This is a genomic window from Anaerovibrio lipolyticus LB2005 (assembly GCF_000621545.1).
Taxonomy (GTDB): domain Bacteria; phylum Bacillota; class Negativicutes; order Selenomonadales; family Selenomonadaceae; genus Anaerovibrio; species Anaerovibrio lipolyticus_A.
The window spans coordinates 93,448-105,488 of sequence record NZ_JHYA01000011.1 but is presented as its reverse complement, the minus strand read 5'-3'; the positions used below and the strand labels follow the sequence as shown (position 1 = coordinate 105,488).

At 46.3% G+C, this 12,041-nt stretch carries 14 protein-coding genes; 1 reads left to right on the top strand and 13 read right to left on the bottom strand.

The window, feature by feature from the left end; translation table 11 throughout:
- Positions 1–11: 11 nt before the first annotated feature.
- The 13 genes from rplW to map form a co-directional block, all read right to left on the bottom strand.
- The gene (gene rplW, locus T355_RS0109480) at positions 12–293 is read right to left on the bottom strand and encodes a 50S ribosomal protein L23 (protein ID WP_027397551.1); all 282 of its coding nucleotides are present in this window, start codon (positions 291–293) and stop codon (positions 12–14) included.
- Positions 293–916, bottom strand: coding sequence for a 50S ribosomal protein L4 (gene rplD, locus T355_RS0109475; protein ID WP_027397550.1), 624 nt, complete (start codon positions 914–916; stop codon positions 293–295). Before rplD ends, rplW begins: the two co-directional genes overlap by 1 nt.
- 22 nt (positions 917–938) lie before the next feature.
- Positions 939–1,583 carry a 50S ribosomal protein L3 gene (gene rplC, locus T355_RS0109470; RefSeq protein WP_027397549.1) on the bottom strand — a complete coding sequence of 215 codons (645 nt, stop codon included), beginning with the start codon at positions 1,581–1,583 and terminating at the stop codon, positions 939–941.
- 15 nt (positions 1,584–1,598) lie between these two features.
- Positions 1,599–1,910 carry a 30S ribosomal protein S10 gene (gene rpsJ, locus T355_RS0109465; protein ID WP_027397548.1) on the bottom strand — a complete coding sequence of 104 codons (312 nt, stop codon included), beginning with the start codon at positions 1,908–1,910 and terminating at the stop codon, positions 1,599–1,601.
- 268 nt (positions 1,911–2,178) lie between these two features.
- Positions 2,179–3,366 carry an elongation factor Tu gene (tuf, locus tag T355_RS0109460; protein ID WP_027397547.1) on the bottom strand — a complete coding sequence of 396 codons (1,188 nt, stop codon included), beginning with the start codon at positions 3,364–3,366 and terminating at the stop codon, positions 2,179–2,181.
- 20 nt (positions 3,367–3,386) lie between these two features.
- A complete protein-coding gene (gene fusA / locus T355_RS0109455) occupies positions 3,387–5,465 on the bottom strand; it encodes an elongation factor G (protein ID WP_027397546.1) in 2,079 nt (692 codons plus the stop codon).
- Between the two features lie 38 nt (positions 5,466–5,503).
- Positions 5,504–5,974 (bottom strand): 30S ribosomal protein S7, encoded by a 471-nt coding sequence (rpsG, locus tag T355_RS0109450; protein ID WP_027397545.1) that lies wholly within the window; start codon positions 5,972–5,974, stop codon positions 5,504–5,506.
- 55 nt (positions 5,975–6,029) lie between these two features.
- Positions 6,030–6,413 carry a 30S ribosomal protein S12 gene (rpsL, locus tag T355_RS0109445; protein ID WP_027397544.1) on the bottom strand — a complete coding sequence of 128 codons (384 nt, stop codon included), beginning with the start codon at positions 6,411–6,413 and terminating at the stop codon, positions 6,030–6,032.
- 134 nt (positions 6,414–6,547) lie between these two features.
- Positions 6,548–6,805: a L7Ae/L30e/S12e/Gadd45 family ribosomal protein gene (locus T355_RS0109440; protein WP_027397543.1), complete on the bottom strand. Its 258-nt coding sequence runs from the start codon at positions 6,803–6,805 to the stop codon at positions 6,548–6,550.
- Positions 6,806–7,285: 480 nt separating this feature from the next.
- The gene (gene tkt / locus T355_RS0109435) at positions 7,286–9,283 is read right to left on the bottom strand and encodes a transketolase (protein WP_027397542.1); all 1,998 of its coding nucleotides are present in this window, start codon (positions 9,281–9,283) and stop codon (positions 7,286–7,288) included.
- A gap of 32 nt (positions 9,284–9,315) precedes the next feature.
- A complete protein-coding gene (locus T355_RS0109430; RefSeq protein WP_027397541.1) occupies positions 9,316–9,696 on the bottom strand; it encodes a RidA family protein in 381 nt (126 codons plus the stop codon).
- A 35-nt stretch (positions 9,697–9,731) separates the two neighbouring features.
- Entirely contained in the window at positions 9,732–10,097 is a 366-nt protein-coding gene (gene aroH / locus T355_RS0109425) for a chorismate mutase (RefSeq protein WP_027397540.1), read from the bottom strand.
- A gap of 21 nt (positions 10,098–10,118) precedes the next feature.
- Complete coding sequence (gene map, locus T355_RS0109420) at positions 10,119–10,994, bottom strand: type I methionyl aminopeptidase (RefSeq protein ID WP_027397539.1); 876 nt, start codon at positions 10,992–10,994, stop codon at positions 10,119–10,121.
- 206 nt (positions 10,995–11,200) lie between these two features.
- Here map and T355_RS0109415 point away from each other — a divergent pair, with 206 nt between their 5' ends.
- Entirely contained in the window at positions 11,201–12,034 is an 834-nt protein-coding gene (locus T355_RS0109415) for a polysaccharide deacetylase family protein (RefSeq protein WP_051555511.1), read from the top strand.
- The last annotated feature ends 7 nt before the right edge of the window (positions 12,035–12,041 follow it).

The following is a 12,041-nucleotide window of genomic DNA, read 5'->3' as shown; positions in this document are numbered from 1 at the left end:
TTTCCCTAATCTTACGCTTCGAAGAACTCGATGGTTTCGCCAGCTGCAAGTTTAACAATAGCTTTCTTATAATCGGAACGCTTACCAACGAAGCGACCCATACGCTTTTTCTTACCTTCAACATTGACGGTGTTTACACCAGCAACCTTTACATTGAAGATAGTAGAAACTGCCTTGGCAATTTCAATCTTGTTGGCAGCCTTGGCTACCTCAAATACATATTTGCCCTCAGCCATGAGAGTAGTGCTCTTTTCAGTAATGAGAGGGCGAATGATAATATCACGTGCTTCCATTATGCGTATACCTCCTCAATACGAGCGATGGCATCCTTAGTGATGAACAGCTTGTCAGCGTTCAGGATGTCAAATACATTCAGGCCGATAGTGTTAATGGTCTTAACACCTGGGATATTACGGGAAGACTTGTCAACGTTTTCTGCATAGTCTGCAGTAACGATGAGAGCCTTGTTATCTACACTGAAGCTCTCCAGCATCTTTACAACTTCCTTGGTCTTAGGAGCGTCGAAGTTAATGCTGTCGAGAACTACGATTTCACCATTAGCAACCTTGTCAGACAGAGCGCACATGATAGCAAGGCGACGCTGCTTACGAGGCATGCTGAATGCGTAGGAACGTGGGGATGGACCGAATACGGTACCGCCACCTACCCAAATTGGGGAACGGGTGGAACCACTGCGAGCACGGCCAGTACCCTTCTGCTTCCAAGGCTTACGGCCACCGCCGCGAACCATGCTGCGGGTCTTGGTAGCATGATTACCAAGACGCTGGGAAGCAAGCTGCATAACTACAGCCTGATGTACCAGACCTGCGTTCATCTCTACGCCAAAAATATTTTCATTTAATTCGAGATCGCCAACCTTCTTGTTAGCGATGTCGTAAATTGCTACTGTAGGCATTATTACTTATCCTCCTTCCGAATTAGTTTTTACCCGGTTTAACGGTTGCCTTTACAATTACGAGACCCTTCTTAGGACCAGGAATTGCGCCCTTGATAAGGAGCAGGTTACGATCTGCATCAACTCTAACAATGGAGAGACGCTGTACGGTAACCTTGTTGCCGCCCATCTGACCTGGCAGCTTCTTACCTTTAAGAACACGACCACCGTGACCACTGATCATCGCACCTGTAGAACCAGGCTCACGATGAGACTTGGAACCATGTCCCATTGGTCCACGAGCAAAATTATGACGCTTGATACCACCGGCAAAACCCTTACCCTTGGAAGTACCAGTAACGTCAACTAATTCTCCGGCGGAAAATATGTCAACACCGATTACATCACCAGTGTTATATTCAGAAGCATCAGTCAAACGCATCTCGCGGATGTACTTAACAGGAGTAACACCAGCCTTTGCGAAATGACCCTTCATAGGCTTGTTTACCTTGTGTTCCTTGACTACGCCGAAGCCAAGCTGTACTGCATTATAACCATCATTTTCAACAGTCTTGTTCTGTACAACTACATTGTTGCCAGACTCAACAACTGTAACTGGAACAACCTGACCCTCTTCAGTGAAGATCTGAGTCATGCCCAGCTTTCTACCTAAAATTGCTTTAGCCAATTATTCCACCTCCTCTTATAACTTAAGCTCGATATCAACACCTGCTGGCAGTTCGAGACGGGTTAACGCATCTACTGTCTTAGGGGTTGGCTCCAGAACATCAATAAGACGCTTGTGAGTTCTCATTTCGAACTGCTCGCGGGAATCCTTATTAACGTGTGGAGAACGCAGAATTGTGTATACCTGCTTCTCAGTTGGGAGCGGAATAGGGCCAGATACCTGTGCACCGGTTCTCTTTGCAGTTTCAACAATCTTAACTGCACTCTGATCCAATGCCTTGTGATCATAAGCCTTCAAACGAATTCTGATTTTCTGCTGCTTAGACAATTTATTTTCCTCCTTCTCGTCCGGGCTCCAGGCCCAAACATTTCTCCGTAGTAGTTCCCTTACTAACGCCCGAAGCGTTGCAAGCCATCTACCACGTCATCGCATTGGGGGTACTTAGAAGCACACCGCTTCTTATTATATATACCATACTGAAAATGTCAATATGGAGAGTACCATAAACCTTATTATAAGGGCGACCCGTGGGCCGCCCTTACTATATAAGGATTTTAGATGAATCTATTTAGTTACTAAGACTAACTGCTTAGGATTAAGCGTCGATCTCAGTTACTCGACCAGCACCTACAGTGTGGCCACCCTCGCGGATAGCGAAGCGGAGACCAGCCTCGATAGCGATTGGAGTGATGAGCTCTACGGACATCTCTACGTTATCGCCAGGCATTACCATTGGTACATCCTCAGGGAGAGTTACAACACCGGTAACGTCAGTAGTTCTGAAGTAGAACTGTGGACGGTAGTTGGAAGTGAAAGCAGTGTGACGGCCGCCCTCTTCCTTGGTCAGTACGTAAACCTGACCCTTGAACTTGGTGTGTGGGTTGATGGAACCTGGCTTAGCAAGTACCTGACCACGCTGAATGTCCTTACGGTCAACACCACGGAGCAGAGCACCGATGTTATCACCAGCCTGTGCGCTAGGGAGCAGCTTACGGAACATCTCGATACCAGTTACAACAGTGGAACGAGTCTCTTCAGCAATACCTACGATCTCAACAGTGTCGTTGAGGTTCAGCTCACCACGCTCAACACGGCCAGTTGCTACAGTACCACGACCAGTGATAGTGAATACGTCCTCTACTGGCATCAGGAAAGGCTTATCGGTATCACGGGTAGGAGTTGGGATGTAAGCATCAACCTCAGCCATCAGCTTGAGGATGTTAGCCTTCTGCTCTTCGTCGCCCTCGAGAGCCTTCAGAGCGGAACCAGCAACTACTGGAATGTCATCGCCAGGGAACTCGTAGCTGGAGAGCAGCTCACGAACTTCCATCTCAACGAGCTCGAGGAGCTCAGGATCGTCAACCTGGTCAACCTTGTTGAGGAATACTACCATTGCAGGTACACCTACCTGACGAGCGAGCAGGATGTGCTCACGGGTCTGAGGCATAGGACCATCAGCAGCGGATACTACCAGGATAGCACCATCCATCTGAGCAGCACCAGTGATCATGTTCTTTACATAGTCAGCATGGCCTGGGCAGTCAACGTGTGCATAGTGACGAGCTTCAGTCTCGTACTCAACGTGTGCAGTGTTGATGGTGATACCGCGCTCTCTCTCCTCTGGAGCCTTATCGATGTTAGCGTAATCCTCGAACTGAGCCATACCCTTCTCAGAGAGAACCTTGGTGATAGCAGCAGTCAGAGTGGTCTTACCATGGTCAACGTGACCGATAGTACCAATGTTAACATGTGGTTTTGTTCTTTCAAATGTTTCCTTTGCCATTTTGGATTATTTCCTCCTTATTATTCGCCTTTATTCTTGGCAATAATGCCATCTGCGATATTTTTAGGAACTTCCTCGTAGTGAGAAACTTCCATTGAGTAGTTACCGCGGCCCTGAGTCTTGGAACGCAGATCAGTGGAATAACCGAACATGCCGGAAAGTGGTACGAAACCGTTGATAACCTGGGCACCATTACGTGCTTCCATGCCATCGATACGACCACGACGGGAGTTCAGGTCACCGATTACATCGCCCATGTACTCTTCTGGAACGATAACCTCAACCTTAACATAAGGCTCGAGAATTACTGGATCAGCCTTGAGAGCACCGTTCTTGAATGCCATGGAACCGGCAACCTTGAACGCAGCCTCAGAGGAGTCAACCTCATGGTAAGATCCATCATAAACGATAGCCTTAACATCAACAACTGGGTAACCAGCGAGAACGCCGGCTTCCATAGCCTGCTTAATACCAGCCTCGATTGGGTTGATGAATTCCTTAGGAATAGCACCACCAACAACCTTGTTCTCAAAGCTGAAGCCAGCACCTGGCTCCTGAGGAATGAGCTGGAGTTTGCAGTGACCATACTGGCCATGACCACCGGACTGACGAACGAACTTACCTTCGCAGTCAACTTCCTTACGGATGGTCTCTCTATAAGCAACCTGTGGGTTACCTACTACGCAGTCAACCTTGAACTCACGGAGCATACGGTCAACGATGATCTCCAGGTGAAGCTCACCCATACCGGAGATGATAACCTGACCAGTTTCTTCATCAGTACGAACGCGGAAGGTTGGATCCTCCTCAGCCAGCTTCTGAAGGGCAATACCCATCTTCTCCTGGTCGTTCTTGGTCTTAGGCTCAACTGCTACGGAAATAACTGGATCTGGGAACTCCATGGACTCCAGAATAATTGGTGCGCTCTCATCGCAGAGGGTATCACCAGTGGTGGTGTCCTTGAGGCCTACTGCAGCAGCGATATCACCGCTGTATACGATTTCCAGTTCCTTACGGTTATTTGCATGCATCTGGAGGATACGGCCGATACGCTCCTTCTTGCCCTTAGTGGAGTTGTACACATAAGAGCCGGAGGAAAGGGTACCGGAGTAAACTCTGAAGAATGCCAGCTTACCAACGAATGGGTCAGCCATGATCTTGAATGCTAATGCAGCAAATGGCTCCTTATCGCTGGAAGGACGGGAATCCTCCTCGCCAGTCTCAGGGTTAACGCCCTTGATAGCGGCGATATCAGTAGGAGCAGGCATGTAGTCAACAACAGCATCCAGCATAGGCTGAACACCCTTGTTGCGGTAAGAAGTACCGCAGGTAACTGGGCACATCTTACAAGCAATGGTAGCCTTGCGGATTACAGTCTTGATCTCCTCTTCGGAAATCTCCTCACCCTCAAGATACTTCATTGCAAACTCATCATCGAAGTCGGAAAGAGCTTCCATGAGAATCTCACGATACTCTTCAGCCTTATCCTTCATATTAGCAGGAATCTCAACTTCGTCAGCTACCTTACCAAGGTCATCCTCGTAAATGATAGCTTCCATCTTAACAAGATCAATGATGCCCTGGAAGTCATCCTCAGCACCGATTGGCAGCTGGATTGCAACTGCATTAGCCTGGAGACGCTCCTTCATCATGTTGATTACGTTATAGAAATCCGCACCAGTAATATCCATCTTATTTACATAAGCCATACGTGGTACGCTGTATTTCTCAGCCTGACGCCATACGGTCTCAGTCTGAGGCTCAACGCCGCCGCGGGCAGTCAGAACTGCAACGGCACCGTCCAATACTCTCAGAGAACGCTCTACCTCTACAGTGAAGTCAACGTGGCCTGGGGTATCAATGATATTGATACGATGTTCCTTCCAATGGCAAGTGGTAGCAGCGGAAGTAATGGTAATACCACGCTCCTGCTCCTGCTCCATCCAGTCCATGGTGGCAGCGCCTTCATGAACCTCACCAATCTTGTGGTTGACACCTGTATAGAAGAGGATACGCTCAGTAGTGGTTGTCTTACCGGCATCGATGTGAGCCATGATACCGATATTACGAGTCTTTTCGAGACTATACTCTCTTGCCACTTGTATATCGCTCCTTAAAACTTAACTACTATAGAAGATTACCAACGATAATGTGCGAAAGCCTTGTTAGCCTCAGCCATCTTGTGGGTATCTTCCTTCTTCTTGATTGCTGCACCAGTGTTGTTTGCTGCATCCATCAGCTCGCCGGCAAGTCTCTCATCCATGGTCTTTTCGCCACGCAGTCTTGCGTAGTTTACAGTCCAACGAATACCGAGGGTCATGCGACGATCAGGACGAACCTCAACTGGAACCTGGTAGTTAGCACCACCAACACGGCGGGCACGAACCTCCAGAACTGGCATAACATTCTTTAATGCAGTCTCAAAAACCTCCAGTGGATCCTGGCCGGTCTTGGAACGAATGATTTCGAATGCATCGTATACTACTCTTTCAGCAACGCCCTTCTTACCAGAAAGCATTACCTTATTGATGAACTTAGTGACGATCTTGGAATGATACACTGGATCCGGTAATACGTCACGCTTAGGTACTGAACCTTTTCTTGGCATCTGTTTTTGCCTCCTTCCATAATCTTCAGTCTTTAGAATTGTTTTTTAGCAGCTCTTATGCTTTCTTAGCCTTAGCGCGCTTAGCGCCGTACTTGGATCTACCCTGAGCACGATCCTGAACACCTGCGGTATCCAAGGAACCACGAACGATGTGATAACGTACACCTGGTAAGTCCTTAACACGTCCGCCTCTGATCAAAACAACGCTATGTTCCTGCAGATTATGGCCAATGCCTGGGATGTATGCGGTTACTTCAATGCTATTTGTCAAACGAACACGGGCAACCTTACGCAATGCGGAGTTTGGTTTCTTAGGAGTTGTAGTGTAAACTCTTGTGCAAACGCCACGTTTCTGTGGGCAATTCTTTAATGCCGGTGCTGTAGATTTATCCTGCATGCTCTGTCTGCTCTTGCGAACTAACTGATTAATTGTAGGCATACATGCACCTCCTTCCTTCAAATTGAGTATTTAGTATTTATTAAAAATCACACTGTCTGTGCCTTCCCCCTTGGGGAAGACGGCAGCCGACAGGCTGACGGATGAGGTCATCTCTTTGTAGACAGCATAATTTTTTAACAATGGCCTTGTTTGAGAACCGCCACTGCAGCAGCCTTAACACCAATCGAGCAGGCCTTGCCAAGCTCCTCCATGGTATATGCTGCTTCCACTGGGATCTCTTTATCCTCACAGAGTATTTTTAAGGGATCTGTAACCCTGCCCTCTGCGTTGGCACCCAGAAAAACGCAAGCAACCTGTTCCTTGTTGATGGCTTTGGTTACCTGTTTGATACCTGTAACATGCTCTGCCTTCTTCAATTCATCCAGCTGCATACGCTTCACTCCTATAAATTGGAAATCCTCATACCTTAGGCACAAAGGTATTTTAGCACCCCCTAAAACCAATGTCAACACTTTATTTTTCAAGCTTTTCATTGTACACGCAGTCTGGTGTGTCATAAGTTACACATATGTCATTTACTATATACTTTTGTCCTTTTAACACGCACACCATTTGCTTTTTTTGGAACACCTAACCAACACCTACCCATTTTTTACTTATTTTCAACTCGATTTGCACATTTTTTCAAACAGCTTTACTAAAATATTTTTTTAATTTTTTGTATTTTTTTGAGTACATTTTTGAAAACATACCAAAAATAAACAAGGGCAGGTTATGGTCACCTATAGTAGTTGAACACAGAGCGTTAAGAAACTATTTTTTACATACCTGATTTAATTATTGTAAAAAATCGTTTTAGCAAAGTGTTCTTGCGATAGGCGGCCATTACCTGCCCGAATATATTTAAAATTTTACTTTAATCCTGCAATAACTTTCCGCATTGCTTCAGCTACATTCTCCTTGTTGAAGCCAAACTTCTCAAAGAGCTGTGCAGCAGGTGCAGATGCACCAAAAGAAGTCATGCACACGGTAGCACCATCAAGGCCAATATATTTTCCCCAGCCAAAGTCCTTGCCAGCCTCTACAGCTACACGGGCACGGACATTCTTAGGAAGAATCTTGTCCTTGTAATCCTGACTCTGCTCCTCAAAAATATCCATGCATGGCATGGACACAACGCGGACGTCTACGCCCTCATCCTTAAGCATTTCCTGGGCTTCAATACCAAGAGCGACCTCGGAGCCGGTGGCAATGATAATACCATCCGGAACTTCCTTGGAGGAATCGGATACCACATAGGCACCCTTCAGAGCTTCCTTGCTGCTGCCAGCCAGTGGAGTCAAATTCTGACGGGTAAGCACCAATGCCGTAGGAGTTTTGGTGCTGGTAATAGCACTGTACCATGCCGCAGCAGTTTCCATGTCATCTGCCGGACGGAATACATTAATGTTTGGCAGGCTACGGAGCATTGCCAGCTGCTCAATTGGCTCATGGGTAGGACCATCCTCGCCTACGCCAATACTGTCATGGGTCAATACATAAGTAACAGGCAATCCCATAATAGCAGCCAGACGAATCATTGGCTTTAAGTAGTCGGAGAATACAAAGAAGGTACCCACAAAAGTGCGCAGACCACCATGGAGGGTAATACCATTGGCAATAGCACTCATAGCCAGCTCGCGAACACCGAAATGGATATTCTTTCCGGCATAATTATCCTTTGCAAAGAAGGACTCACCCTTCATTTCAGTCTTATTTGAAGGAGCCAAATCAGCACTGCCACCGAACATGTTTGGCAGAATACCATTCAGCTTGTTGATAAGATTACCGGAAAGGGCACGGCTGGCAGTAGGCTTGTCATTTCTTGCCCAGAATTCTTTATTATTAAGGAGAGCCTCCGCATCAACTGGTGCATGGAACTCCTCCCAGCGCTTGGCCTCCTCAGGGAAATTGGCACAATATGCCGCAAAGAGCTTATTCCATTCAGCTTCCGCCTTTTCACCTCTGGAAGCCAGCTCCTTATAATCAGCATAAACCTCTTCAGGAACCTTGAATGCTTCCTGCTCAGGCCACTGCAAATTTTCCTTGGCAGCCTGGAGATTATCCTCACCAAGAGGCTCCCCATGGGCGCTGGCAGTACCCTGCTTTGCAGGACAGCCATAACCGATTTCTGTGTGAACACGAATGAAAGAAGGTCTGGTAGTATCAGCCTTGGCCTTTTCGATAGCTGCGCCAATAGCGGCACAGTCAGTACCATCAGCCACATCTATGGTCTGGAAACCGAAGGCTTCCATGCGCTTCATAACATCCTCAGTGAAGGCAATATCAGTGCTGCCTTCAATGGAAATACGGTTGCTGTCATAAATAACAATCAGTTTGTTCAGCCCCAGAGTACCTGCAAGAGAGAAGGCCTCAGAGGAAATGCCTTCCATTAGGCAACCATCGCCGCCCAAAACAAAGGTATAATGGTCCACTACTTCATAACCCGGCTTATTGAACTCGGCAGCCAGATGTCTTTCAGCCATTGCCATACCTACAGCCATTGCCATACCTGCTCCCAAAGGACCAGTGGTAGCCTCAACGCCAACAGTATGGGCATATTCAGGATGACCAGGAGTAAGGGAATCCAGCTGACGGAAATTCTTCAGATCATCAATGGTAAGTCCATATCCAAAGAGGTGAAGCAGGGAATACAGCATAGCAGAGCCATGACCGCCAGAAAGAATAAATCTGTCACGGTTAGCCCACTTAGGATTCTTCCCATTATGATTCATGTGCTTGCCCCACAATTCGTACGCAATTGGTGCACAACCCATTGGAAGTCCAGGATGGCCGGACTTGGCCTTCTGAATCATTTCAGCAGCCAGTATACGGATAGCATTTACGCTATTTTTCTCTACATTACTCAAAGAAATTCACTCCTTAAAATATCTTGAATATATTACTTGGAAGCAATTACGTCAATTTCAACCAAAACATCCTTTGGCAGCTTGCTCACCTCAACGCATACGCGGGCAGGACAATTTTCAGTAAAGTACTTGCCATAAATTTCATTTACCTTGCCGAAGTCTCCCATGTTGGTAATATAAACGGTAGTCTTTACTACATCAGAAAGGGTATAGCCTGCTGCAGTAACAATGGCCTTCAGGTTTTCAAGAACCTGAGTAGTCTGCTCCACAATGCCGCCTTCCACAACAGCACCAGTGGCAGGAACCAAAGGAATCTGTCCGGAAACAAACAACATGCCACCGGCAGTCTTAACGGCCTGAGAATAAGGGCCAATGGCACCTGGGGCATTTGTAGTAGCAATAATCTCGTTCATAATTAATCCTCCTTGCAAGATAAACAATAAATAACTTATTTATTATTGGCTAAATCAGGACGCAGATTGGCGGCCTTTCCTAAAAAAACATGCTTGATTTCACGCTGCTTCAGGTCAGTATCCACCAGCAAGAGAACCCTGATACATTTTTCCATGGCTCCCTCCACATCCATCTGGCGGGCATCAAAAAGCGGAACGGCATCAAAGCCTGGCAGCTTTCTGGCACCGGAGGCTGGAAAAGCTGCGGTTATATCCTCAGTGGCACTGAAAATTGCCGCCCCAATATCCTCCGTTTTCACATTATTTCGTTTCAGCATTTCGCTGACAACTTCCTGGGTTGCAGCCCAAATTGCCTGGGCAGTATTTTCCTCTACAGTAGTAGCTCCACGTAATCCCCGCAAATCCATTCCTCCCATACGATATTAACTGGACAATACCTCTGTGCCTGTTTCGGTAACCAGAATGGTCTTTTCCCACTGGGCGGATAAAGAGCCATCCTTGGTCCGTACAGTCCAGCCGTCCTTCTTGTCAACAGTAACCTTATACTTGCCCGCATTAATCATTGGCTCCACTGTAAATACCATACCCGGAACCAAAAGCATTCCGGTTCCTGGCTGTCCCACATGTGGCACAAATGGCTCCACGTGAAAATCCTTGCCTACACCGTGACCACCCAATTCGGTAACAACGGAATAGCCATTGGCCTTGGCATGGGCATTTACTGCGGCACCAATATCTCCCAGCCAGCCCCAAGGCTTAACAGCCTCAATGCCCAGCTCCATACATTCTTTAGCTACCCGCACCAGCTTTTCTGCTTCCGGGCTGGTCTTGCCACCTACAATAAACATACGGGAGGCATCAGCATAATAGCCGTCCAAAATAGTGGTAATATCAATATTCACAATATCCCCTTCCTTAAGAATGGTTTTCTTGGAAGGTATACCATGACAAACTACTTCATTAATTGAGATGCAGATGCTCTTTGGGAATCCCTCATAATTCAGGCAGGCAGGAATACCGCCATTCTTCTCGATAAATTCCTTTACGGCTGTATCAATAGCCTCTGTATTCTGGCCTGGCTCCACCATGGTCCCTGCCAGATCCAGTGCAGCATCATTTACCACACCACTTTTTCTGATCCCCTCAATATCTGCTGGGGTAAGTATTATATTATGAGGTGGCTTACACTGGGATTTAAATACATCATATTTATAGGAATCAATGCGATCATCAAAATCAAGATGGCACTTCTTGTATTTAAGTCCACTGCCACACCAACACAAATCATTTCTGTTCATTCTACTGGATGCTTCCTTTCAACAACTATAGTCCAATCTTTATTTAAACATAGTAATTGTGAAGTGGCAAGTTTTTTCTCTTGGCTCTTTGCACTTATTATTTTATCATATGGCAGTAATTGACATCGTATATATAGGGTATTACAATAAAAAACGGTGGCTCTGTCAATGGGCCACAGGCTAAACAGAAAGGATTGTCCTTAATTTTGAAAAATAGAATTCTTACTATTATATATGTTATCTTTTGCTTTATCCTGATAATAGGTCTATGGAATATCCGGGAAAGCAAGGAAGGTATACCGGTGCTGAACTACCATCAGATAAATCCAACGGAAAAGAACCCTTTAACAGTACCAACCAGTGATTTTGCAGCTCAGATGAAATACTTGGAGGAAAACGGCTACCACACTATTTCTCCTGATGAGCTTCAGGATTTTCTGGTGGATGGCAAGGAGCTTCCCGAAAAACCTATACTTATCACCTTCGATGATGGCTATGCTGACAACTATGAATATGCTTATCCTATTTTAAAAGAGCATAATATGAAGGCAACTATCTTTCTGGTTTCCGACTTCATGGGACGCTTTGAAAATTATCTCACCTGGGACAAGGTGTATGAAATGAGCGAAAATCAGATTTATATTGGTAGCCACACATTAAGCCACTTTGAGCTTACTCCCCTTGATCAGGCAGAGCTGGTAAATCAGCTGGTGGGTGGAAAGCTGGCTGTGGAATGGAAAACCTTTAAATTCTGTGAGTATATTGCTTACCCAGGTGGCTTTTATCATCAGATGGTACTGTCCGAAGTGAAAAAGGCTGGCTATAAGGGTGGCTTTACCGTATATAACGATTATGTCCGTCAGGGTGATGACCCTTATACCATCAACCGCATTGCCATATTTGGTTCCCAGCATTTTGTAATGCCAAGATTTTGGATTCGTCTTCACATGGCTCCAGTAGTTGGACGCATGGAGCGCTTCCGTTCCAAGCTCATTGATGCCGGTTATCCGACTTTGGCAGAGCTCATTTTTATACCATAAGGAGATT

Bases quoted from the DNA above. Each gene is read 5' to 3' on its own strand.
- rpsL (WP_027397544.1), bottom strand. From the start codon at position 6,413: ATGCCTACAATTAATCAGTTAGTTCGCAAGAGCAGACAGAGCATGCAG.
- T355_RS0109430 (WP_027397541.1), bottom strand. From the start codon at position 9,696: ATGAACGAGATTATTGCTACTACAAATGCCCCAGGTGCCATTGGCCCT.
- T355_RS0109440 (WP_027397543.1), bottom strand. From the start codon at position 6,805: ATGCAGCTGGATGAATTGAAGAAGGCAGAGCATGTTACAGGTATCAAA.
- rplW (WP_027397551.1), bottom strand. From the start codon at position 293: ATGGAAGCACGTGATATTATCATTCGCCCTCTCATTACTGAAAAGAGC.
- rplD (WP_027397550.1), bottom strand. From the start codon at position 916: ATGCCTACAGTAGCAATTTACGACATCGCTAACAAGAAGGTTGGCGAT.
- rpsG (WP_027397545.1), bottom strand. From the start codon at position 5,974: ATGCCAAGAAAAGGTTCAGTACCTAAGCGTGACGTATTACCGGATCCA.
- map (WP_027397539.1), bottom strand. From the start codon at position 10,994: ATGAACAGAAATGATTTGTGTTGGTGTGGCAGTGGACTTAAATACAAG.
- tuf (WP_027397547.1), bottom strand. From the start codon at position 3,366: ATGGCAAAGGAAACATTTGAAAGAACAAAACCACATGTTAACATTGGT.